This window comes from Gordonia sp. ABSL11-1 (assembly GCF_030315685.1).
Taxonomy (GTDB): domain Bacteria; phylum Actinomycetota; class Actinomycetes; order Mycobacteriales; family Mycobacteriaceae; genus Gordonia.
On record NZ_JASXSI010000009.1, the window covers coordinates 19,432 to 42,059 of the forward strand.

Here is a 22,628-nt window from a genome sequence, read left to right on the forward strand (position 1 = left end):
AAGTCCCAAAGATGGGGGTATCCAGGTCGCGGGCTCCGGCTGCGATTCGCCGTTGTGGCTCCCATGAAAGTCATCAGCTGCCAGAATGATCCACGGGCCGTGTGCGGAGCGCGGGAGGTGACATGACGGCGGACAGCGGATTTCGCGTCGGGATCGTGGACGATCACCGATCTGCGATATGGGGGATCGAACGCATACTCGAGGACAACGGCCGGTTGCGCCTCGTGGCGTCGGCCGCGACCGTCGACGAATTGCTGCACACGACTTCAGATCTCGCCGTCGTGATCCTCGACCTGCGTCTCGCCGATGGCACGTCACCTGAGGACAACGTCGAACGGTTCCGTGCCCTGGGCATCCATGTACTTGTCTACACCTCTGGGGATCAGCCCGAACTAGTGAGGTCTGCGGCGCGAGCAGGAGTCCTCGGCGTGATCCGTAAGAGTGCGGAGCAGGACGAGGTCGTCGATGCGATCACCTCAGCCGCTCGGGGTGAGGAGGTGCTGGGTATGGAGTGGGCCGCGGCGATCGACGCCGACCCCGACCTCGAACGAGTGCGACTGAGCCCTCAACTCCAGCGCGTGCTCACCCTCTATGCCAATGGCGAGACCTCACGTCGCATCGGCGAGCTCATGAATGTACAAGTCGATACGGTGCACGAGTATCTGAAGAGGATTCGCCAGAAGTATGCGGAGGCCGGGCGGCCGGCACGGACCAAGCTCGAACTGTTCAAACGTGCGGTCGAGGACGGATTGTTACCGATGCACCCGCCGCACCATCGCTCGTGATGGCGGCGCCGGACGGCCGGCGCATCCAACGACTGCTCGCGCGGTTCGTCGGGCTCGGCTACCTCGGGTATCTGGCGGTGTCCGCCCCGGAGTTCGGGCGCGCCGCCGAGTTGGTGTCCGCGTGGTGGACACCAACGGTCCTGTTCCTGACTTTTCTACCCGGCTTGGCGCTGTTGGTAGCGAGCTTCCGCGCGGTTCTCAGGACGATGCACCTTCTCGCGGTCTCCGCCGCGGGCGGCTATCTGACCTCGAATGTTCTCTGGCTGATCGCGTGGAACGGGACCAGGGTGGAGGATCTGCGCAGCAATTGGCTGGTGATCTTCTCCGGTCTCGCCGGATTGAGCGCGGCTCTGGTGCTGCGCGCGACGTGGGCGGTGGGCATCCAGGTCGTCGCCTCGATTCTGTCCAGCCTCACGAACCAACTGGGTCTGATCAGCACGCGACCGACGGCCGTCCGGGTGATCTACGAGTCGGTGTGGGCGACTGCTTTCAGCTGTGTGTTCGTGGTGGCGGTCCTCATCGCTGTCCGCACCGCCCGAACACTGGACGAGACAAGAGATCTCGTGCAACACGAGTCGGCTGCCGCCGCCGCGCGTGCAGCGCGTGACCACGAACGTGCACGCTTCGATGCCCTGGTCCACGATCAGGTCCTCGCGACCTTGCTAGAGGCGCATCGGGCTCCGCATGAGCCCAGTACGTCCCGGCATGCGCGCACGGCGCTCGCCGAACTGGATGCGCTGAACGGCGATCCGATGCGCGAGGGCGAGGTCGGGGCGATCGCCGTCGTCGCGAGAATCCGCTCGGTATGCACAGAGATCGACGATCAGTCGACGGTCGTGCCCACCGTTACCCAGACCGCGATGGCACAGATGTTTCCGGTCTCGGCTGTCGCGGTCGTCGGCGCTGCGACGGGCGAAGCGCTGCGCAACAGCGTCCGGCATGCGGGACCGGATGCCCAGCGGACGATCAGTGTGATGGTGGACATCGACCGTCTCGTCGTGAGGATCACCGACTTCGGCCGGGGATTCGGTGCCGACGACCTCGGCGGAGGCCGTCTGGGTATCGCGTTGAGCATCACTGCACGGATGGACAGTCTCCCCGGTGGTCGGTCGGCGGTCTACAGCCGACGAGGTTCAGGGACAACGGTGGAGCTCGAATGGAATCGCTGAGAGAACGGCGGGGGCGGGTGGCCGCCGAGCGGCGCGGGCGAAACGACGCTCCGACGATCATCGGTATGCACTCGCGGTGGGCTCTCGGCGTGGCAGGCGTTTTCGTACTCGCCGGGGCCGTGGTCACGATCGGCTCGTCCGGAGTCGGGGCGCAACTCGCCCCGGCGATGGTCTCGCTACTCCTACTGGTGGTGGGCGCTGCAACGCTGCTGACGACCGCGGGTGATCCACTCCCGACGTGGCCGGCCGCGGTGATCGCACTCATTCCCGCTGTGCAGGCGTCGATCTTCTGGCCCGCGTTGCCGACGCCCCTCGAGGATCCACTCCAGGCATCGGCGGCCATCGGGGGAGGCGTGGTGCTGTGTGCGTTCCTCTGCGTGCGTGGCCGGGTTCTGTACGCGTGGGCCGGGCAGGTCATGGCGTTCGTCGCGGTCCTCGCGATGACCCTCGGCTCGCACGGAGCGGTGTCGGCGGTCGTGGGGATGTTCCTGTCCAATGCCGGGGTGCTGGTGATGGCGACCTACTTCGCCTGGCTGATGCGACCGGCGGTCGACGCTCTCTTCCGGCTTCGTGAGACACAGACGACGATGATGGCGGATCTCGCGGCATCGGAGGCCGCACGGATCGAACGTGCCGCCCAGAAAGCCCGGCTGGATGCTCTGGCGCGGCCGGTGCTGAGCGCCATCGCGGACGGGGAGAACCTCAGCTCCGAGGACATCGCCCGCACAGGCCTACTCGAAGCGCTTCTCCGCGACGGTATCCGAGCACGAGGCCTCGATGTCCCCGAGATCAACCGTGCTGCGTGGGCGGCCCGCGAGCGCGGTGTCGCGGTGCAACTTCTCGACGACGGCGGGCTCGACGGACGGCACGTCGGCGCGGCAGCGCGGCAGCGGCTGTACTCGGAACTCGCGGCCTGTCTCGATGATGTCGCGGCGGGGACCGTGGTCATCCGTATCCAGCCCCCGGGACGAGAGGTGATCGTCACGTCAGTGGTCACCTGCGACGGTCTGGTGCGCAGCCGAGAGTTCGACGCTGTCTGGTTCAACGCATCATTGGAACGGACTCAGCGTTGACGTCGACCCGTCCCTGGAGGGTGGTTCACCGAGTTCTGGAGCAGGTCCACGATGCGGTCGACCGCACGATGACCGGCCACCCGATGGTGGCGGCGCACCCAGATCGACCGTGTCGGAGTCGGATCGTCGATACGTACCGCGACCACGCCGTCGGGAAGGCCCACGAGCGCGAGTTCCGGCACGACGGTGAGGCCGACGCCGGCGGCGACGAACCGGGTCGCGGTCGGATAGTCCTGGGTCTGCACGGCGAAATCGGGAGTGAATCCGACTGCCGTGCACGCGTCCAGCAGCGTCTGACGGCACGGTCCGCGCGCGATGTCGTTGTCCACCCATGATCGCGTGCTCAACTCGGCCAGCGTCACCCGATCGTGTTCGGCGAGGTCCGAATCTGCGTGGACCACTGCGTAATACGGTTCGGTCACCAACGGCAGGCAGTCGTAGCCGGTCATCGCCGACGTCGCGGCACCCGCCACGTACACCTCGACGTCAGGTCCGGGCCGCCCCTCCTCGACCAATTCGACGAGCCGGAGGTCGAGTCGGATGTCGGGGAACTCGCGCGTGATGGACGCGACGATCGGTGGTATCCAGGTCGTGCCCGCGGAGGCGAAGTAGTTCATCGACAGGCGACCCGCCCGACCTTCACGCAGATCATGGATCACTCCGTCGATCCGGGCCAGGTGATCGAAGACGCCTGCCGATTCGTCGGCCAGAATGCGACCCGCCTCGGTGGGCAGCACCCCGCGACCGTCGCGCTCGAGGAGAGCGAGGCCGGTCTCCCGCTGCAGGGTGGCGATCTGCTGACTGACCGCCGACGACGTGTACCCGAGGGCTCCCGCCGCTCCTCCGATGGAACCCTCGGCGACGACGGCCCGGAACACGCGGAGACGATGTGGATCGATCATGGGCGCAACGCTACAGTGATGCTTAATCGTCGGCAATGAAAAGTCACTTGTGCTTACGTCTACTGGTGGCGATGCTGGTGGACATGCGCACGATCCCTCTGCCCGCCGTCGCCGCGACCGTCACCGTCGTGCTGTGGGCGTCGGCATTCGTCGTCATCCGTGACCTCGGCCCGGTGTTCTCGCCCGGTGCGATGGCCTTCCTCCGGCTGCTGTTCGGCGTCATCGCCCTCACCGTCATCCTCGTGATCACGCGAGTGCGGATGGCGGGCCGCACGCCGGCCCCGAGCTGGCCGCGTGGTCGGGCACTCGGGCTGGTCATCGCGTACGGGGTCGCCTGGTTCGGCGGCTACAGCGTTCTGCTGAACTGGGCCGAACAGCATCTCGACGCCGGGACCGCCGCGTTGCTGGTGAACGTCGCGCCCATCATCGTCGCGGTGTACGCCGGGTTCTTCCTCGGTGAGGGCTTCACTCGATCGCTCGTGGTCGGGATCGTGGTGGCCTTCAGCGGGGTCGTCCTCATCACGGTCGGCGGCGACAGCGCGCACGCCGACTGGCTCGGTCTGATGCTGGGCCTGATGACGGCGGTGCTCTACGCGGCCGGGGTTCTCCTGCAGAAGGTCGCATTGCGGGAGGTGGACGCCGTCATGGCGACCTGGCTCGGTGCGGTGGCCGGTCTCGTGGCCACACTTCCCTTCGCGCCGGCCGCGGTGCGTGAACTCGGTGCCGCGAGTGCCGGCGAACTGGTCGCCATCGTCTTCCTGGGTGTCGGACCGACGGCGATCGCGTTCACGACCTGGGCGTACGCGTTGTCGCGCACCGACGCGGGCGCGATGGCGGCGACAACGCTCGTCGTGCCGGCGATCGTCATCGGGATGTCGTGGCTTTTCCTCGGGGAACTCCCGTCGGCCCTACGGATCGTCGGCGGTGTCCTCTGCCTGGCCGGCGTGGCCATCGGACGCGGCCTGCTGCGGTGGCCGCCGCGTCGGACCGACCGATTCGTCGGGATTTCCGACGACGAGGGGGTGCCGAGTTCGTCCGGGACTGGCTAGTCTCCTAGGTGGAAACATGACAAGGATGACCCGTGACCATCGCGGGACCGTCGAGGAGAGATGTCGCATGCGCAAGCTGACGGTATCCATCGCCGCCGCCGCGGTCGTCGCGGTGGGCAGCGGCATCACGATCGCGGTCATCGGCCCGTCGCCGACCGCCGCCGCCCCGTCGTTCGTCACGTCGTCATGCGGCTCCTTCTCCGGTGTCGGGCCGAGTCCCGACTGCGGATTCCGCGTCACCGACCGGACGGTCCGGGTGGAGTTGCGCAACAACGGTTCTGCGCCCGTCCCCGTGGTCTGCACCCTCGGCCGGGTCGGGGCCGCGCAACCGGTCGCCTCGACGACATTGGCGCCGAAGCAACGCGGCGTGGTCTCGGCGACGTCAGCGCTCGCCGGCGCACAGGCCTACGTGATCGACTGCCAGAGCGCGGTGCCGGTGGGCAAGGAGGTCTCCCGGACCGCGGTGTTCACCGCACGATTCGCGGCTCCCGAGCGTCGGACGCCGACCCGCAGCCAGTTCGTCCGGCCGGCCCCTCCCGAGCGCACCTCATCGCCGACGGTGACGCTGCCGGCGCCTCCGCGTCGCACCACCACGACGATCACGCCCACCGTCACCGAGGAACCGTCGTCCCCGGTCCGGCCCATCGCGCCGACGGAGGAGCCGCCCCGCACCACGACCACGACGACCACCCCGCCGGTCGGCTGAGCCGACCGGAGTCACGACCGGACGCGGTCGTTCTCCGACGCCACCGTTCTCCGATACCGTTGTGAGCCATGGATCGTGACCGCATGGTCGACGTGGGAGTCGCCGTCGTCTCCCGCTTCGGCGCCAAGGCATTGAGCCTGACCTCCGTCGCGCGGCAGGCCGGGGTGGCCCGCGCGACGGCGTATCGGATGTTCGGCGGCAGGGACGCGCTCGTCGCGGCGATCGTCGAGCGGGAGGTCGCGACTCTGCGGGTGAAGCTGCGCGAGTGGTCCGACACCGCGCCCGATCCGGCCGGCAAGGTCCGTGCGCAGATCCGCAACGTCCTGCCCTACATCCGGGAACACGAAGCGCTGCAATACATCCTGCGTAATGAGCCCGAAGAGATCGTGCGCGCACTCGTCACCACGAAGGACGGTGCCGGACCGACCCTGATCCATCAGATCGTCGCCGAGACCCTGCCCGACCTCGAACCCGAGATCGGCGATCAGCTCTATCCGAACTCGCAGGGTGCGGCCGAGTTCCTGGTGCGCACGATCTACTCGCTGATGCTCATCCCCGACAGCGCGCTCTCCGACGAGGAGATCGCCGACCTGGTCGTGCGTGCGATCGTGAAGTGAGGATTCGAGCCACTTCGAACCCGGGGTGGGTCTTTTCCCGCGTGACAGTTAGTGTGAAAGTGTAACGCTGATGTTCACCGGAGGGGAGGCCTGCATCGTGACCGATCTGACCACCGACACCACGACCGACACGGGCTCATCGAGCGCCGGGGGAGGCGCGCCGAGACAGACCGCAACGGTCGACGAGACAGCTCTGCCCGTGGTGCACATGCGCAGGCCACGCTGGGGCGATCCCGCGACGCCGGGCCGGCTGCCGACCGCGGCCGCAGGACTCGCTCCCGAGGGCGGCGATCGGACCGGCGTGGATCCGGACGAGATCCCCCTGAGCGACCCCACGGTGCCGTCGGCGGCGCGATCCGCACTGACCGAGGCGCTCGGTGCCGCTCACGTCACCGACGACCACCGTGCCCGTATCGACCACACCCGCGGGTACTCGACCCCGGACATCCTCGCCCTGCGCGCCGGCGACGGGACCGATGCGCCCGACCTCGTCGTCACCCCCGGATCGCACGCCGACGTCCTGCGGGTGCTGCAGATCTGCGCCGACCACCGGGTCGCCGTCGTGCCGTTCACCGGTGGGACGTCGGTGGTCGGGGGACTCACTCCGGATCGTGCGGGATTCGCCGGTGTGGTGAGCATCGACCTCGCCCGCCTGGATCGTCTGGTCGACATCGACGAGGTATCCCGGACCGCGACTCTGCAGGCCGGTCTGCGTGGAGTGCAGGCCGAAGAACTGTTGCGGGCCAAGGGGTTCACCCTCGGCCACTTCCCCCAGTCCTATGAGGGTGCGGGCATCGGCGGCTATGCGGCAACGAGATCGGCAGGCCAGTCGTCGGCGGGCTACGGCCGGTTCGACGAGATGGTCGAGGCACTGGTCGTGGCGACACCGAGCGGCACCATCGAGGTCGGGACCGCCCCGCGGTCGGCGGCCGGACCGGATCTCCGCCAGCTGTTCCTCGGCTCCGAGGGCGTGCTCGGCATCATCACCGCAGTGACCGTCCGCATCCACCCCCAGCCTTCCCATCGCGTGTTCGAGGGCTGGCGGTTCGACGACTTCGATTCCGGCGCAGCGGCACTGCGGGCATTCGTCCAGGACGGTCCGATGCCGACGGTGGTCCGTCTCTCCGACGAGATGGAGACCGCGGTCAATCTCGCCGATCCCGCCGCGGCCGGTGCCGGCGACGATGCGAGCGCGATCGACGGGTGTCTGGTCGTGGTCGGCTTCGAGGGCGAGCGCACCGAGGCCGAGACCCGTCGTGCCGCGGCGACCTCCGTCCTGGAACGTCTCGGCGGGACGTCGCTGGGCACCGGGCCCGGCGAGGCATGGCGGACCGGACGATTCCGCGGACCATACCTCCGTGACCCCCTGCTCGACGCCGGAGTGCTGGTCGAGACGCTGGAGACGGTCACCTACTGGTCCCGGCTGAGCGACCTGCGCTCGGCGGTCACGGGGGCCCTGACCGACACACTCGCCGCTGCCGGCACACCGCCGCTGGTCATGTGCCACATCAGCCACGTGTACCCGGCCGGCGCGTCGCTGTACTTCACCGTCGTCGCGCCGCAGACCGACGACCCGATCGCGCAGTGGTCGGCGGCCAAGACCGCCGCCAACGACGCGATCCGTGCGGCGGGCGCGAGCATCACCCATCACCATGCGGTCGGACGCGACCACCGGGTGGCCTATCACGCCGAGATCGGCGATCTCGCACTCGAGACGCTGCGTGCCATGAAGCGGACCCTGGACCCGACGGGGGTGTGCAACCCCGGCGTCCTGCTCTGAGGCGGCCGCGGCCGATAGGGTGTCGTCATGGGTGCAGACACCGCGACGTCGAGCAGCATCTACCTCGCCTCCGCCGAAGGGGACACCGGTAAGTCCACCGTCGCGCTGGGCCTGCTGGCCCTCCTGTCCGCGACCGGTGGACGCGTCGGAGTGTTCCGCCCGATCTCACGCGGCGCGGCCGGAGAGCGCGACTACATCCTCGACCTCCTGATCGAACACGATTCTGTCGACATCCCCTACGAGGACTGCATCGGCGTCACCTACGACCAGGTGCACACCGACCCCGACGGCGCGATCGGCGAGATCGTCGCCAGGTTCCATGCGGTCGAGGCGCGTTGCGACACCGTGCTGATCGTCGGGTCCGACTACACCGACGTCGGGAATCCGTCCGAACTCAGCTACAACGCCCGGATCGCGGCCAACCTGTCGGCCCCGATCATCCTGGCGATCAAGGCAACCGGGCGGAGCGCGATCGAACTCCACGGCATCACCGACCTCTTGCTGACCGAGATCTCCGCCGCACATGCCACCACCGCGGCCATCGTGGTCAACCGGTGCGAACCGGAATTGATGGTCGTCATCGGCAAGGAGGTCGAGAAGACGGGTGTGCCGACCTGGTGTCTACCCGAGGAACCCGTGCTCTTCGCTCCCACCATGGCCGAACTCAAGGAGGCGCTCGGCGCCGTGATGTACAGCGGCGACGACGACCTCCTCGACCGTGAGGCGCTGAAGGTCATGGTCGGCGGCATGACCGTCGAACACATTCTCGAACGGCTCACCGACGGCACGGTCGTGATCACCCCGGCGGACCGTTCCGACGTGTTGCTCGCGCTCGTCAACGCCAATACCGCACACGGCTTCCCACGACTTGCCGGCATCATCCTGAACGGCGGTCTGCGGCCGCACCCGATGATCCAGGCGTTGGTGGCCGGACTCAAGCCGACGCTGCCGATCATATCCTGCGAGCAGGGGACCTACGAGACGGCTCGCGCCGCCGCCCACACCCGGGGGCGGATCGGCCTCGGCTCGGCACGCAAGATCGAAGCAGCGCTGGCGCTGGTGGAGGAACACGTCAATCCGGAGGCCGTGATGAAGGTCCTCGACGTGCGCTCGCCGTCGGTGGTCACGCCACAGATGTTCGAGTACAACCTCATCGCCCGTGCCCGTGCCGACCAGAAGCACATCGTGCTGCCCGAGGGGGAGGAGGACCGCATCCTGCGGGCCGCCGGACGCCTGCTCCGACGGGGTGTCGCGCGGCTCACGCTGCTCGGTGATCCCGATGTGATCCGGACTCGCGCACAGGAACTCGGTGTCGACATTGTCGGCGTCGACGTCATCGACCCAGACACGTCGGAGATCGTCGACGAGTTCGCCGAGATCTACACCGAACTTCGCAAGCACAAGGGAATGGACCACGAACGCGCGGTCGAGACGATGCGCGACGTGTCGTACTTCGGCACCATGATGGTGCACACCGGCCGTGCCGACGGGATGGTGTCCGGTGCCGTGCACACCACGGCTCACACCATCCGGCCGGCGTTCGAGATCATCAAGACGACGCCGGGGGTGTCGACGGTCTCGAGCGTGTTCTTCATGTGCCTCGCCGACAAGGTGCTGGCCTACGGCGACTGTGCCGTCGTGCCCGACCCGACCGACGAGCAACTGGCCGACATCGCGATCTCGTCCGCGCAGACCGCGTCGCAGTTCGGGATCGAGCCCCGCGTGGCGATGCTGTCGTACTCTACCGGCCAATCCGGTTCCGGCGCAGACGTCGACAAGGTTCGGGTGGCGACCGGCCTGGTGCGCGAGCGCGCGCCTGAGATCCTCGTCGAGGGGCCGATCCAGTACGACGCCGCGGTCGAACCCAGTGTCGCCGAGACGAAGATGCCCGATTCTCCGGTCGCCGGGCAGGCGACCGTGCTGATCTTTCCCGACCTCAACACCGGTAACAACACCTACAAGGCGGTGCAGCGCAGCGCCGATGCCATCGCGATCGGCCCGGTGCTGCAGGGGCTCAACAAACCGATCAACGACCTGTCGCGAGGTGCGCTCGTCTCCGACATCGTCAACACGGTCGCGATCACCGCGATCCAGGCGCAGGGGCAGCCCGCGACCACGGAGGCAACGGCATGACCGGCACGACCGCGATGTCGGCGAGGGGTGCGGTCCTCGTCCTCAACGCCGGATCCTCATCGCTGAAATATCAGCTGCTGCAACCGGACACCGAGGAGGTACAGGCCGACGGCGTCGCCGAACGGATCGGGGAGAGCGAGTCGTCGATCACCCACGAGCAGGACGGTGAGGAGTCTACCGAGGTCCTCGCATTGCCCGATCACCACGCGGCCATCGAACGCGCCATGCGATTCTTTGCCGACCACGGGACGGACCTCACGACGGCCGGGCTGCTCGCGGTCGGGCACCGCGTGGTGCACGGCGGACGCACGTTCTACCGGCCGACGTTGATCGATCCCGAGGTGATCTCCGAGATCTCCCGGATCTCCACGCTTGCGCCCCTGCACAATCCGGCCAACCTGATCGGGATCGACGCCGCGCGATCGCTGCTGCCCGACGTGCCGTCGGTCGCGGTGTTCGACACCGCGTTCTTCCACTCGCTGCCCGACGCGGCCGCTACGTACGCCATCGATCGTGGGGTCGCCGACCTCCATGCGATCCGGCGCTACGGATTCCACGGCACCAGCCACGAGTACGTGTCGCAGCAGGTGGCCGAGTTCCTCGATCGCCCCGTCGATCTCCACCAGATCGTGTTGCATCTGGGCAACGGCGCGTCGGCGTCGGCGATCGCCGGTGGCAGTCCGATCGACACCTCGATGGGCATGACACCACTCGAGGGTTTGGTGATGGGAACCCGTAGCGGCGACATCGATCCCGGGATCGTGTTGCACCTGAATCGGGTCGCGAGACTCGGCGTCGACCAGATCGACACACTGCTCAACAAGCAGTCCGGGCTGAAGGGACTGTGCGGAGAGAACGACTTCCGGTCGATCACGGAGAAGATGGCGGCCGGTGACGCCGGTGCGCGACGGGCCTACGACATCTACATCCATCGTCTGCGCCGTTACATCGGTGCCTACATGATCGAACTCGGCCGGGTGGATGCGATCACCTTCACCGCCGGGGTCGGGGAGAACGCCGCGAGTGTGCGTGCCGACGCGCTGGCCGGACTCGAGAACTACGGCATCGTCATCGACGCGGAGCGAAATGCTGTGCGCGCCAAACATGCCCGCCGGATCTCCGCCGACGACTCCGACGTCGATGTCCTCGTGGTCCCGACGAACGAGGAGTTGGCCATCGCCCGCCAGGCGGCCGACGTCGTCGCGGCCCTCTGAGTGTCAGGCTGCTCCCGGAGGAGCGAGCTTGCGAGCGGCAACCACGCTCCCTGAGCTGAGGAGCGAGCGTGCGAGCGTCACGGAGGGGGCGACCTCAGAACAGCGTGTCCGGACGCACGTAGTTCGCCAGATCGACGAGCATGAATCGATGGGCGCGGTTGGTCCGTGTCTGGCGGGCCAGCGCGCGCAGCGACCGTTCGGTGCCGGCTCGGAGCCCCTGCTCGGTGAACGGATAGCCGAGGAGGGTCGTCGGCTGCAGTGCCGGATCGGTGTCGGGGTTCTCATGGACCCACCCGAGCGCGGTGCCCAGGACGATCAGCAGCAGGCGCTGTTTGCGAGGTTCGGTGTCCGGCATGACGCCGACGCGGCGCGCGGCCTCGACGACCTGCTCCCGGGTCACGTCCTCCGTGGGCCTGCCGTGTACGAGCGCGATCACGGCGGTCGCCCGGGCCGTGTTGAAGTGTCGGCTGGTCGGCGGCACCTCGTCGAGGGGTTCGATGGCCTCGTCGACCTTTCCCTGCGCGATCGACAGACGAGCGAGACCGAAAGCTGCGGTGACGATCCCGTGATCGGTCAACCACAGATCGTGATAGTGGTGGGCGGCGATGTCGAACAGCTCGGCGACCCGGGACCGGTGGTCCGCCGACGGCGACACCTCGTCGGACAGCCACCGGCCGATGAGTTCCGCGGTCCCGGCCACGGCGAGTTTCGGTGCCACCTCCCCCGGCATCGCCTGCAGCACATCGCTGAACCGTCGGTATGCGAGTTCGGGCTCGTCGTTCATGAGCGCGCAGATGGCCAGGTACCACTGCACCCGCCACGAATCACCGTGGTGCGCGGACACATCGCGCAGGAGGGCGAGTGCGGTGTCCACGTCGTCGAGCTCGAGGTGGGCGCGCACCTCGGCGAGGTCGATCTCCAGCGATGGATGCCGATTCTTGCTCGGTCGGCCGAGCATCGCGGTGAAGCCGTCGGCGCGCGCGGCATGGATGGAGTCGAGGGTCTGGCGCGGATCCGACAGCGCGGCCGACGTCAGCAGACTCGCCGCCGGATCCATCGGATCGACCAGTGGCAGTGGCAATGCGCGGGCGATGTCGACGGGATCGTAGAACGCCGCCTGCTCGGGGTCGAAGAAGCCGTCGACCGGTGCCAGCATGAGATCCGTGCCGAACGTGGAGCGTTGCGGGGTGAACACCGTCGACAGCGACGGCCGTGGCACGCCCGTGTGCACCGCGACGATCTCGCGGAGCACGTTGAGCACCTGGGTGGTCATCTCGTCGGTCGTCGCGAACCGATCGGCCGGGTCCGGCGCGGTGGCGCGTTGCAGGAGAAGGTAATACGACGGATTGTCGCGGAACACCGGTGTGTCCTGCGGGGACGGCAGGCCGTCGAGGTACCGGCCGTCCTTCTTCGGCATGTCCACGGTGAGCGCGGCCAGCGTGCGGCCGATGCTGTAGATGTCGGTCGCCACCTGCGGTCCGGTCTTGACGATCTCCGGCGCTTGGAAGCCGGGCGTGCCGTACAGGTGGCCGTAGCCGTTGATCGGGGAGACAGCACCGAGGTCGATGAGCTTGACCTCGTCGCTGCCGACCATGATGTTCTCCGGCTTCACGTCGTTGTAGACCAGGCCGACCGAGTGTAGATATCCCACGGCCGGAAGGACTTCCAGCATGTATGACATCGCGTGTTCGACGGGCAGCAACCCGCTGCCGCCATCCTGCTCTTCGTCGTCGGACGTGATCTGCTTGAGGGTCTGGCCGCCGATGTACTCCATCACGATGTAGCCGAAACGATCGTCGTAGTCGTTGACGTGCTCGACGAAGTTGTAGATCTTCACGATGCCGGGGTGATTCACCGACGCCAGGAACTGCCGTTCGGCCACCGCCACCGCCTGGGCCTCGGAATCCGACGAGTTGAGCAGGCCCTTGAGGACGACCGGACGGTCCGAGACATTCCGGTCGATGGCCAGGTAGATCCATCCGAGACCGCCGTGTGCGATTGCGCCGGTTATCTCGTACTGGTCGGCCACGAGCGTTCCGCTGGCCAGACCCGGCACGAATGAGTACCTTGCTCCGCAATGCGGGCACACCCCGGTCAGACCACCCTTGCCCGTTCCCCTCGACCGTCCGACCGGTTTGCCGCACCGCCAACACGTCCGCTTGCTCTCGGCGATCACCGGATTGGTCAGGACCGCGTCCGCCGGCTCGATGTCGGTGATCTTGGGCAGTTCGACGAGTCCACTGCCCAGCCGCCGATCGTGCACCATCGAACGGTTGCGCGGTACCAGACGCCGGCCCGAACCGAGCGACGCGATCACGTCGGTGGGGATGGTCGGCCCCGACCGTCCGGACACCCGATCCGTCGTGGGGTCGTCGTCGACCATGGCGGACTCGAGGTCGTCCAGATCGGCCTTCTGTGTACCGACGTCGAGGTCGTCGAGACTCACGGCCTGAGTGCCGACGTCGAGCTGCTCGCGGGTGGCGGCCTGGGTGCCCATGTCGAGTTCTTCGCGGGTGGCGGCCCGGGTGCCGACGTCGAGTTCCTCACGCGTCGCCGCCTGGGTGCCGACGTCGGGATCGTCGCCGCACAACTCGTCGCGGCTGACCGCCTGCGTGCCCACGTCGACGGCTCCCGCGTCCTGATCGGGAGTCGTTGCGTCGGTCGCGCTCTCGCGGTCGGTCATCTCAGTCGGTCATCTCAATCGCGGTAGACGGGTATCGGCGGCCCCGAGCCGGGACCGAGGATGGACAACCAGCGGTTGTACATCTGATACCACTGGCCGCTCGTCCGTAGCTGATCGAGTACCCCGTTCACGAACCGGACCATGTCGTCCTGCCCCTTGGGGATACCCACCCCGTAGTACTCCTCGCCGAGACCCGGGCCCACCAGTCGCACCCACGGATCCTGCTCGGCAAGGCCGGCGAGGATGGCGTCGTCCGTGGTCGTCGCGTCCACCTGCGCTTGCTGCATCATCACCAGGCAGTCCGCCCATGTGGTGGTGGTGACCATTCTGACACGTGGCTCGATGGATTGGATGCGCCCGATCGACGTCGCGCCGCGCGCCGCGCACACGCGCTTGCCCGCCAACTGGTCGGGTCCCGTGATCCCGGACATCTGCGTGGCCAGAATACGTTGTGACGCAGCATAATAAGGGCTGGAGAACGCGACCTCACGAGTGCGGTCGCAGGTGATGCTCATCGTCTTCACCACGACGTCGACGGAATGGTCGATGAGCGCCTGCGTGCGTTCGGCCGAGCTCAGCACCCGGTACTCGATGGTGCCCGGCTCGTCGAAGATCGCCTTCGAGATCGCGCGCGCGATGTCGACGTCGAATCCCTGGATGTCGCCGGAGATGGGATCGCGGAAGCTGAACAGATTGCTGCCGATGTCGAGTCCGACGATGAGCCGTCCGCGACCGAGGATGTCGGCCATGGTGCTACGGATCGGCATCTGCGCGGGCACCGGCATCGGGCCGGGCCGCAGACTGACCGTGGCATCGCAGTTCTCCGAGTTCGGCGCCGGCTCGCGGGCCACGTCGGTCTCCGCCCCGGCGGGCGACGGCTGCACCCCGAACGCGATGGGCGGTGGCGACGACGGCGCGGCGAACCGCACGCACCCCGTGGCGAGGAGACAGATGGCCAGACAGATCACCACCGACCCGAGCGCCCGCCGACGACCGTCGGGTCCGGTGCGGAGGTGGGATCTCATCGGTACTCCCGGATACGCGGGATCAGGCCGACGACCACGGCCGCGGCGGCGAACAGCGTCAGCATGAGGATGCCGGTACCGGTGTAGCCGAGGACCCGTTGCGCGGTGTTGATGTCGTCGCGGAACGACTTGCGGGTGATGGTGATGTTGTCGACGAGGGCGCGGTCGAGATCGGCGTAGGCCTTCGCCGTCGAGTTGGGGCCGTCGCCCACCGTCAACACCCGCGCCTGGGAGAAGTTGCCGGCACTCATCTGCGCGCGCACCTGCGCGTCGCGTTCCTTCCACTGGTTCAGCACGAAGTTCGCGTTGTAGAGCTGGGCGTCGGTGACCGGGCCGGACTCATCGTCGCCGCGGTCACTCTTGATCCGATCGAGGGTGCGGCCGATCTCTGCGGTCGACTGGGCGAACGTGCGGTCGAGATCGGCCTGGTCGCCGCGACGGACCAGGGACAGCGTCTCCGCGGACCGCGCCTGCTGCGTGAGGATGCGTGCCGACGTCAGCTCGCGCAGGGGATCGGCGCCGTCGATCCGGGCGTTGTTCGTGGCCGCCACCGACATGAGACCGGACGCGAGCAGCCACACGGTGCCGACGACGACCGCGATCAACGCGGCCAGCACGCCGAGGTTGAACCGTCGTCGGGTGCGCCGGGCCAGATATCGACTCGTTGCGACGAGCGCCACGATCAGGACGATCAGGGCGACGTACACGCCCCACGGGGGAACGGTCAGCGCGCTCTGGGGGTCGGCGATCGCCAGTGATCGTTGCTCGTAGAGGCGTTGCGCCGCGGGCAGGATCTTCTCCTGCATCAGGCTCGACGCCTCACCGAGATATGACGACCCGACCGGGTTGCCCAGCCTGTTGTTTGTCCGGGCGACCTCCACGAGACCGCTGTACACGGGGATGCTGATGGCGAGTGTCTGCAGGTCCGTGTTGATCTCGCGCTTCTCCGCGCTGGTGGTGTCCTCGCCGGGTTCCTGCGACGTGCCGGCGGCGATGATCAACGACGACGACGCCGTCGCGAGCGCATCCGAGTAGCGGGTGCGAAGTTCGGGAGACTCCAGACCGCCGGAGATGAATGCGGAGTTGGCCGCGGCGTCGGCGATCGACAACGAGCTGTAGAGCACCTGGGATGCCTCGGCCAGCGGCTCGGTCCGCTCGATCATCTCGCGCAGTGTCTCGGTGCGCTTCTCCAGCGTGGTGGAGGCGTAGAACCCGGCGCTCACACACATCACCGCGATCAGCACGAGGATCAGGATCAGTTTGCCGGGGCTGGTGACCGCGTACCGGCGCACGGTGGTCAGCGGCGATTGCGCACGCTGACGGGCGGTGGTGACGAGGTCGCGCCGGTCGGCGAGGACCTGTCGGATCGGGGGAGCCGTGGGACTGGGCCGGATCGTCCGGCCCGCGCGGGTGAGCGCGGTCCGCATGGGCGAGACGTCGCCGGTCACGTCAGGGCCCTTCCGAACTCTCCATGATTCCGGCGTCACTTTCCGATCGTGCCGGTTGCACCCGGCGTCGGTTCCACTGTCTCCACCTTGTCTGTCGCCCGGGGCGGCTGTCGCGTTTCAGTCCTGGCCACAACCCTAGTCCTCACCACCATGTCCGGCTCGCCTTGTGGACGTCGTGTCCGCGGGTCCTCAATGCTCGTCCCCTGGCCAGGGTCGCGACCCTCACATACCGTGGACGCAACTGGGGCCATTCGGGGCGGGGCGACGATCAGGAGGCATGCGTGCGCGGAGACGGTGACGGCTGGGTGATCGACCCGGATGGTTCTCGCTACTGGGGACGTAACGGCGCTGCCGGCCTCCTGCTGCGTGCGCCGCTGCCCGACGGCGCGAATTCGATCCTGCTGCAACATCGTGCGGTCTGGTCGCATCAGGGTGGCACCTGGGGACTGCCCGGTGGTGCCCGGGATTCGCACGAGAGCGCGATCGACACCGCGATCCGTGAGGCCGACGAGGAAGCCGGGATCGGCGGGGCGGATCTGCGCATCGTCGCCGCCGTCGTGACCCATCAGGCGCCGAGCGGCTGGACCTACACGACGGTGATCGCGGAGGTCGACATGCCGGTCCACACCATCGCCAACGGCGAGTCCGCCGAATTGCGCTGGGTGCCGGAGGACGAGATCGCCGCATTGCCGTTGCACCCAGCGTTCGGCCGGGCGTGGCCCGAGTTGCGCGAGCGCATCATGGCGCTCGACCTGCAGCGCTGACGTCGTCGCGGCGGCCTGGACGCGACCCGCGATCCGCTCAGCCGGCGACGAGTAGACGGTTCGCCCCGGCGATGAGCGCATTCAGGCTCGCCTCGTCGCCGGTCGCGCCGTCGCCGTAGGCCCAGCACTGTCGACCGTCGTTCTCGCAGAGCAGGAATGTGGTGACCGTGCCGTCGACCTCCCGCTGATGCAGACGGACGATCTGCACCGGCGCCCCGATGTCGTGCAGGATCGACGTCATCGCGCCGATCGGGCCGGACGCGGTCGCCTGCACGGACATGATGGTGTCGGAGAAGGCGATCGTCGCGCGGCACGTGACCAGGTCCTCGCGCGCGGTCTCCATGCTCCAGGAACCGAGCCGGATGGCGCCGGTCGGTGCGTACTCGTCAGCGAATCCCTGCCAGGTCATCCCGATCGCCTCCTCGTGCATGCCTCGGGGCAGTCTGCAGCCGTAGCGGCTCGCGAACGGATCCAGTCGTCCGTCCCGCGCCGGGGCACAGGACAAGGATCTGTGGGAAATGTGAAGGCTGTGCATCTCGTGTCGTCGTTTCGGTCAAACAGATGGTGACCGACGAGAAGAGAGCGCAACGACCCCGCAGCGGGGGGTCGGTCGAATCAGACCCCGCTGCGGCAGGTTACGAGAATGCTCGTCCTGGGCGACATGATGCCGACCACGGTAGTCCCCCGCCCGCGGCTTCGGCAACCGTGTTCATCGAGCGCACGAACACGACGGCCGCGCGTCGAGACGTGCGTCAGCGACTGACCTGATGTCCGCTCAGCAGAGCCCGCAACCGGATCGCGGCGGCGGTGGGGTCGTCGGCGGCGGTGATCGCGCGGACGACGACGGCCCGCCGTGCACCGGCCGCCGCCACCTCGGGCATCCGGTCGGCGTCGATCCCACCGATCGCGAACCACGGTGTCCTCGCGCCCGCCGCGGCAGTCGCTCGTACCAGGTCGAGCCCGGGTGCGCTCCGGCCCGGTTTGGTCGGCGTCGGCCAGCAGGGGCCGACGCAGAAGTAGTCGAGTTCGTCGTCGGCGACGGCGACGGCCATCTGCTCGACGTCGTGGGTGGACTGTCCGATCAGGATCTCGGGCCCGACGATCTGTCGTGCCTGCGCAGCGGACAGATCCCCCTGCCCGACGTGCAGCACGTCGGCGTCGGCGAGGGTCGAGATATCGGCGCGGTCATTGACGGCGAGCAGGGCACCGCGGTCCTGTGTCACCGCGCGCAGTCGCGCCAGGATCTCCAGCTCTTCACGTGCCTCGAGCGTTCCGAAGCGTGACTCGCCGACCGACCCCTTGTCGCGAAGTTGCACGAGGTCGACGCCACCGTCGACGGCCGCCGCGACGAAGTCGATCAGGTCGCCGCGCTCGCGACGGGCATCGGTGCACAGATACAACCGCGAGTTCTCGAGGCGGTCGGTGCGCAGGCGTCGCGAGGTGGTCACGCGGGCAACGGTAGGCTAGCGGTGCAACGACACGGGAGTCCGGGGGTACGCCGGGCTGAGAGTGCGGGACGAACCCCTGCTGACCGTTTGACCTGATCCGGGTAATGCCGGCGAAGGAAGGAGGTCATCGGATGACCCACTCTCCGAATCACACCGATTCGCCGAATCACACCGGTGGTGCCCCGCGATCGCTGGCCGTCGTCGGCGGGGGCGTCATCGGCCTGACATGCGCGCTCGCCGCCCTCGACGCGGGCCGCCCCGTCCACGTGTACGACGCCGGGGCCGATGGTCGTGCCGCCTGGGTGGCCGCCGGGATGCTGGGGTCGCTCGCCGAAGGACACCCCGGTGAGGACGAACTCCTGCGCCTCTCCGTCGCATCGGTCCGCCGCTGGCGGGTCCTCATCGCCCGACTCGGTGATCCCGCTGTCCTGGCGGCCGCGGATTCGCTGTTCGTGGCGGCATCGTCGACGGATGCCGAACATTTGGCGACCCTCGCCGAGTTCGTCTGGGCCCGACAACCGCGGGCCACCGACGACCTACGGCGTGTCGACCTCGCCGAGATCCGACGGCTCGAGCCGACGCTGAGTTCGCGGATGCACAGCGGATTTCTCGCCGTCGGCGAAGGGGCCGTCGACAACCGGCGTCTGCTGACCCGACTGCGTGACGCGTTCGTCGCCGGCGGTGGGCAGATCGTCGAGGAGCGTGTCGACGACCTCGCCGGGCTCGACGTCGACGATGTGCTCGTCGCGGCCGGCCTCGGAACCCGCGCGCTGCTCCCGGAGATCGAGCTGCACGCGGCGAAGGGCGAGATCCTGCGGCTGCACCGGACGCGATGGTCGGTGCCCGGGCCGGAGCGGGTGATCCGCGCGCGCGTGCACGGGCGATCGGTGTACCTCGTGCCGCGACACGACGGGATCGTCGTCGGCGCAACACAATATGAGCCGTACGACGAACAGAGCGTCGCCCCGGAGGTCGGCGGCGTCACCGACCTGCTCGCCGACGCGTCAGAACTGATGCCGGGCATCCGGACCTACGAACTCACCGAGGCGGGTGCGGGACTGCGCCCGTGCACGGCGGACGGGCTGCCGATCATCCGACGCGTCGACGAACGGGTCGTCGTCGCCACCGGCCACGGACGCAACGGAATCCTGTTGGCACCGTACACCGCCGACACGGTGATGGCCGTACTGGATGGGGCCACAACCGACCACGACCAGGTGGCTGCATCCACCGGAGGAGTGAAACGATGACCGTCGTCGTCAACGGAGAGAGCCACGACCTGGGCGCCGAAGTCTCGGTCGGGGGCCTGGTTGCGAAGCTCGGCCTGCCCGATCGCGGGATCGCGGTCGCGGTCGACGGCGAGGTCATACCACGAGGAAGGTGGGATCGGATGCTGCACGACGACGCCCAGATCGAGATCGTGACGGCGGTGCAGGGTGGGTAGCGCGGTGTCGACGGACACGGACACGGATGCCCCGCTGCGGATCGCCGACCGCGAACTGACATCTCGGCTGATCATGGGAACGGGTGGCGCAACGAATCTCGCTGTGCTGGAACGGGCCCTGGTGGCGTCAGGGACAGAGCTGACGACGGTCGCATTACGGCGGGTCTCGCCCGAGTCGAGGACCGGGTTGATCGAACTGCTCCGCCGGCTGGACATCGCGATCCTGCCGAACACCGCCGGCTGCCACACCACGGCGGAGGCGGTGCTGACCGCACAGCTGGCGCGCGAGGCCGTCGAGACCCACTGGGTGAAACTCGAGGTCGTCGCCGATGAGCGGACCCTGCTGCCCGATCCGATCGAATTGGTCGAGGCCGCACGGGCTCTCGTCGACGATGGTTTCGCGGTGCTCGCCTACACGAACGACGACCCGGTGCTTGCGAGACGTCTGCAGGATCTCGGGGTCGCCGCGGTGATGCCACTCGGCTCGCCCATCGGCACGGGACTGGGCATCGCCAATCCGCACAACATCGAGATGATCGTCGCCGACGCTGCGGTGCCGGTGGTGCTCGACGCGGGTATCGGCACCGCAAGCGACGCCGCTCTGGCGATGGAACTCGGCTGCGACGCGGTGCTTCTCGCGTCGGCGGTCACCCGCGCCGACGACCCCGAACGGATGGCCACGGCGATGCGGCACGCGGTGATCGCCGGCCGTCACGCCGCCGGGGCCGGTCGCATTCCCAAGCGGTTCTGGGCGGAGGCGTCGTCGCCGGCACGGAGTTGATCGGCCCTGTTGATCGCCCCTGTTGATCGACCCTTCGTTACGCTCGCGGGCTCGCTCCTCAGGGATCGGATCTCGCCGACTGTGCCCAGGATTTCGGCGATCGTGCCCGGGATTCCATCGATCGTGTTCTCGTGGACCCGGTCGGCGAAAAGTTGGACACGGTCGGCGGTGGGTCTCTTGCTGCGCGACGCGGGGTGTCTTGCTGCGCGACACAGGGCGCTACGGGACGGCAGGCGCGTTGTCGACCAACTCGTGGGTCACCCCGTAGGCCGTGCGCATTCCGCGTCATCTCGACATCGCGAGATCGCGAGATCGCGAGATCGATAACCCCTGCGCGACAATCTCTCCCGGCCTCCGCCGACGATCATGCGCGCCCGCCCGGCCGCCGCCGTCATCGGCCCGGCGGCGCGGATGCCGTGCTTGAGGTGGGTGTCCGGGATGTGTAACGCGTCTGCGTCGTCGTCGGAGAGTCGGACACCCAAGGTGTGCATGGCGTCGAGGGCGATGTGGCCGAACTCGGCCATGGTGAACGCCATGTAGGGCTGCGGGATGGGCACGCCCCACGCCGCCTCGTCCCACGTACCGAGCTGATACATGCCACGCCGGACGTGGGCATGGATCAACCTGACTCGCACGGTGTAGGCGAATCCACCGCCGTCCCGACGCATCCCGCCCGGCGTGATCACCTGGCGCAGCCACTCGCCGACCTCGACCGATCGGATCGCCGGCATCGAGGCGTAGCGGCCGGTCAGCACCAGCGGCTTCCCGGCGATGTTGTTGCCGGCCCCGCGGAGCAGCGATGCCGCGCCGAGCGCGATGCCGAAGGCGGCGGTATGTCGGATCAGGGCGTCGGCGGCGCGGTCGAGCCGGGCGTGGTCGCCCCAGTCGGGTTCGGCGTCGAGGAACGCGAACAGGTTGCGCAGCGATGCGGGGGCGTCGTCGGCGTCGTCGGCAGCACCGTGACGGGCACGGGCACGGTCGACGTTCACCAGTTCTTTCGGGGGCGCGAGATCCACGAGTTCAGTCAAACACGAGGATTCCTCACTTCCTGTTCACTTTCATGACAGGCCCCATTCGCCGTCCCACGCGTGGGTCGGTCCGCGCGCGACCGCAGCAGAAACGCAGCGCTGAGATGCGACGACACCTGCTCTCCGAGACTGTCGAGCTCCTGCGCCGACGACCCGGTGTCCGTCTCCGACGACAGCCCAGCTCGCGGACGGCGCTGGCCGCGCTCGTTCCCGGTTGAGCCGCGACGGCCCACCCACGCCGACGGCTCACACGGACCCGGGCCATGCCCGGAGGGAAGGTCAGCCGAGGTCGACCCGCCACAACTGTGTCCGCGCCACGCACGCGTCGCGCCGGTCGGTCACCGCCGTCCGACGCGGATCGCTCATGTAGGCGTCGAACCCCGCGTCCTCGTCGAACGAGATGAGCTGCGTCTCGAGCGGTTGTGATCCATCGGTGTCGACGCTGCGCGCCCGGGTCACGACGCGGCCACCGTGGTCGTCGAGCAGCCGGAGGACGTCGTCCTCGTAGGCGTGGAGTTCCGCCTCCCGCCCGGCCACGGGCCACAGCAGTACGGCAAAGGTGACCGACACGCGGCCAAC

Annotated in this window: 20 protein-coding genes, 1 pseudogene and 1 riboswitch; of the genes and pseudogenes, 13 read left to right on the top strand and 8 right to left on the bottom strand. The window is 68.2% G+C overall.

Annotation, left to right across the window (positions count from 1 at the left end; genetic code table 11):
- Positions 1-122 precede the first annotated feature (122 nt).
- The 3 genes from QSJ19_RS11805 to QSJ19_RS11815 are packed head-to-tail and all read left to right on the top strand — an operon-like array spanning position 123 to position 3,027.
- On the top strand, positions 123-785 hold the full coding sequence (locus QSJ19_RS11805) for a response regulator transcription factor (RefSeq protein ID WP_286320596.1): 663 nt from the start codon (positions 123-125) through the stop codon (positions 783-785).
- Entirely contained in the window at positions 785-1,954 is a 1,170-nt protein-coding gene (locus QSJ19_RS11810) for an ATP-binding protein (RefSeq protein ID WP_286320597.1), read from the top strand. The genes QSJ19_RS11805 and QSJ19_RS11810 overlap by 1 nt, the downstream gene beginning before the upstream one ends.
- On the top strand, positions 1,942-3,027 hold the full coding sequence (locus QSJ19_RS11815; protein ID WP_286320598.1) for a DUF8320 family protein: 1,086 nt from the start codon (positions 1,942-1,944) through the stop codon (positions 3,025-3,027). The genes QSJ19_RS11810 and QSJ19_RS11815 overlap by 13 nt, the downstream gene beginning before the upstream one ends.
- On the opposite strand, the gene QSJ19_RS11820 is transcribed toward QSJ19_RS11815, so the two are convergent.
- The gene (locus QSJ19_RS11820; protein ID WP_286320599.1) at positions 3,018-3,929 is read right to left on the bottom strand and encodes a LysR family transcriptional regulator; all 912 of its coding nucleotides are present in this window, start codon (positions 3,927-3,929) and stop codon (positions 3,018-3,020) included. The two genes, QSJ19_RS11815 and QSJ19_RS11820, sit on opposite strands and share 10 nt — an antisense overlap.
- Before the next feature lie 83 nt (positions 3,930-4,012).
- Here QSJ19_RS11820 and QSJ19_RS11825 point away from each other — a divergent pair, with 83 nt between their 5' ends.
- From QSJ19_RS11825 to QSJ19_RS11850, 6 genes are all read left to right on the top strand, one after another.
- Complete coding sequence (locus QSJ19_RS11825; protein WP_286320600.1) at positions 4,013-4,978, top strand: DMT family transporter; 966 nt, start codon at positions 4,013-4,015, stop codon at positions 4,976-4,978.
- 16 nt (positions 4,979-4,994) lie between these two features.
- The gene (locus QSJ19_RS11830) at positions 4,995-5,684 is read left to right on the top strand and encodes a hypothetical protein (protein ID WP_286320602.1); all 690 of its coding nucleotides are present in this window, start codon (positions 4,995-4,997) and stop codon (positions 5,682-5,684) included.
- Between the two features lie 68 nt (positions 5,685-5,752).
- Positions 5,753-6,301, top strand: coding sequence for a TetR/AcrR family transcriptional regulator (locus QSJ19_RS11835; protein WP_286320604.1), 549 nt, complete (start codon positions 5,753-5,755; stop codon positions 6,299-6,301).
- A gap of 208 nt (positions 6,302-6,509) precedes the next feature.
- A complete protein-coding gene (locus QSJ19_RS11840) occupies positions 6,510-8,081 on the top strand; it encodes an FAD-binding oxidoreductase (RefSeq protein WP_286320818.1) in 1,572 nt (523 codons plus the stop codon).
- 27 nt (positions 8,082-8,108) lie between these two features.
- Entirely contained in the window at positions 8,109-10,214 is a 2,106-nt protein-coding gene (gene pta / locus QSJ19_RS11845; RefSeq protein ID WP_286320609.1) for a phosphate acetyltransferase, read from the top strand.
- Positions 10,211-11,428: an acetate kinase gene (locus tag QSJ19_RS11850; protein ID WP_502876144.1), complete on the top strand. Its 1,218-nt coding sequence runs from the start codon at positions 10,211-10,213 to the stop codon at positions 11,426-11,428. Before pta ends, QSJ19_RS11850 begins: the two co-directional genes overlap by 4 nt.
- 94 nt (positions 11,429-11,522) lie before the next feature.
- Here QSJ19_RS11850 and QSJ19_RS11855 read toward each other — a convergent pair whose 3' ends face one another.
- The 3 genes from QSJ19_RS11855 to QSJ19_RS11865 are packed head-to-tail and all read right to left on the bottom strand — an operon-like array spanning position 11,523 to position 16,584.
- Positions 11,523-14,111, bottom strand: a complete 2,589-nt coding sequence (locus QSJ19_RS11855; protein WP_286320612.1) for a serine/threonine-protein kinase PknG — start codon at positions 14,109-14,111, stop codon at positions 11,523-11,525.
- Positions 14,112-14,125: 14 nt separating this feature from the next.
- Positions 14,126-15,136: a glutamate ABC transporter substrate-binding protein gene (locus QSJ19_RS11860; RefSeq protein WP_286320614.1), complete on the bottom strand. Its 1,011-nt coding sequence runs from the start codon at positions 15,134-15,136 to the stop codon at positions 14,126-14,128.
- A complete protein-coding gene (locus QSJ19_RS11865; RefSeq protein WP_286320615.1) occupies positions 15,133-16,584 on the bottom strand; it encodes a GlnX family signal transduction membrane protein in 1,452 nt (483 codons plus the stop codon). The genes QSJ19_RS11860 and QSJ19_RS11865 overlap by 4 nt, the downstream gene beginning before the upstream one ends.
- A 281-nt stretch (positions 16,585-16,865) precedes the next feature.
- On the opposite strand from QSJ19_RS11865, the gene QSJ19_RS11870 reads away from it, so the two are divergent.
- A complete protein-coding gene (locus QSJ19_RS11870; RefSeq protein WP_286320616.1) occupies positions 16,866-17,348 on the top strand; it encodes an NUDIX hydrolase in 483 nt (160 codons plus the stop codon).
- A 37-nt stretch (positions 17,349-17,385) separates the two neighbouring features.
- Here QSJ19_RS11870 and QSJ19_RS11875 read toward each other — a convergent pair whose 3' ends face one another.
- Positions 17,386-17,757, bottom strand: a complete 372-nt coding sequence (locus QSJ19_RS11875) for a 2-isopropylmalate synthase (protein ID WP_286320617.1) — start codon at positions 17,755-17,757, stop codon at positions 17,386-17,388.
- Positions 17,758-18,100: 343 nt separating this feature from the next.
- Positions 18,101-18,796 (bottom strand): thiamine phosphate synthase, encoded by a 696-nt coding sequence (gene thiE / locus QSJ19_RS11880; RefSeq protein WP_286320619.1) that lies wholly within the window; start codon positions 18,794-18,796, stop codon positions 18,101-18,103.
- A gap of 21 nt (positions 18,797-18,817) precedes the next feature.
- Positions 18,818-18,933: riboswitch (TPP riboswitch) on the top strand.
- On the opposite strand from thiE, the gene thiO reads away from it, so the two are divergent.
- The 3 genes from thiO (at position 18,928) to QSJ19_RS11895 (ending at position 21,021) form a co-directional block, all read left to right on the top strand.
- Positions 18,928-20,046 carry a glycine oxidase ThiO gene (gene thiO, locus QSJ19_RS11885; protein ID WP_286320620.1) on the top strand — a complete coding sequence of 373 codons (1,119 nt, stop codon included), beginning with the start codon at positions 18,928-18,930 and terminating at the stop codon, positions 20,044-20,046. It overlaps the preceding riboswitch by 6 nt.
- Positions 20,043-20,240, top strand: coding sequence for a sulfur carrier protein ThiS (gene thiS, locus QSJ19_RS11890; protein ID WP_286320621.1), 198 nt, complete (start codon positions 20,043-20,045; stop codon positions 20,238-20,240). Before thiO ends, thiS begins: the two co-directional genes overlap by 4 nt.
- 4 nt (positions 20,241-20,244) lie before the next feature.
- On the top strand, positions 20,245-21,021 hold the full coding sequence (locus QSJ19_RS11895; RefSeq protein ID WP_286320623.1) for a thiazole synthase: 777 nt from the start codon (positions 20,245-20,247) through the stop codon (positions 21,019-21,021).
- A 440-nt stretch (positions 21,022-21,461) separates the two neighbouring features.
- Here the strand turns inward: QSJ19_RS11895 and QSJ19_RS11900 are convergent.
- Positions 21,462-22,013 (bottom strand): annotated as a pseudogene (locus tag QSJ19_RS11900) (oxygenase MpaB family protein); the annotation flags it as partial.
- 315 nt (positions 22,014-22,328) lie between these two features.
- Positions 22,329-22,619 (bottom strand): DUF1330 domain-containing protein, encoded by a 291-nt coding sequence (locus tag QSJ19_RS11905; protein WP_286320626.1) that lies wholly within the window; start codon positions 22,617-22,619, stop codon positions 22,329-22,331.
- Between the last annotated feature and the right edge of the window lie 9 nt (positions 22,620-22,628).

Coding starts and splice junctions, on each gene's coding strand:
- QSJ19_RS11835 (WP_286320604.1), top strand. CDS start 5,753: ATGGATCGTGACCGCATGGTCGACGTGGGAGTCGCCGTCGTCTCCCGC.
- thiS (WP_286320621.1), top strand. CDS start 20,043: ATGACCGTCGTCGTCAACGGAGAGAGCCACGACCTGGGCGCCGAAGTC.
- QSJ19_RS11830 (WP_286320602.1), top strand. CDS start 4,995: ATGACAAGGATGACCCGTGACCATCGCGGGACCGTCGAGGAGAGATGT.
- QSJ19_RS11805 (WP_286320596.1), top strand. CDS start 123: ATGACGGCGGACAGCGGATTTCGCGTCGGGATCGTGGACGATCACCGA.
- QSJ19_RS11850 (WP_502876144.1), top strand. CDS start 10,211: ATGACCGGCACGACCGCGATGTCGGCGAGGGGTGCGGTCCTCGTCCTC.
- QSJ19_RS11815 (WP_286320598.1), top strand. CDS start 1,942: ATGGAATCGCTGAGAGAACGGCGGGGGCGGGTGGCCGCCGAGCGGCGC.
- QSJ19_RS11840 (WP_286320818.1), top strand. CDS start 6,510: ATGCGCAGGCCACGCTGGGGCGATCCCGCGACGCCGGGCCGGCTGCCG.
- QSJ19_RS11875 (WP_286320617.1), bottom strand. CDS start 17,757: ATGACCTGGCAGGGATTCGCTGACGAGTACGCACCGACCGGCGCCATC.
- QSJ19_RS11860 (WP_286320614.1), bottom strand. CDS start 15,136: ATGAGATCCCACCTCCGCACCGGACCCGACGGTCGTCGGCGGGCGCTC.
- pta (WP_286320609.1), top strand. CDS start 8,109: ATGGGTGCAGACACCGCGACGTCGAGCAGCATCTACCTCGCCTCCGCC.
- QSJ19_RS11820 (WP_286320599.1), bottom strand. CDS start 3,929: ATGATCGATCCACATCGTCTCCGCGTGTTCCGGGCCGTCGTCGCCGAG.
- QSJ19_RS11855 (WP_286320612.1), bottom strand. CDS start 14,111: ATGACCGACCGCGAGAGCGCGACCGACGCAACGACTCCCGATCAGGAC.
- QSJ19_RS11810 (WP_286320597.1), top strand. CDS start 785: ATGGCGGCGCCGGACGGCCGGCGCATCCAACGACTGCTCGCGCGGTTC.
- thiO (WP_286320620.1), top strand. CDS start 18,928: ATGACCCACTCTCCGAATCACACCGATTCGCCGAATCACACCGGTGGT.
- QSJ19_RS11825 (WP_286320600.1), top strand. CDS start 4,013: ATGCGCACGATCCCTCTGCCCGCCGTCGCCGCGACCGTCACCGTCGTG.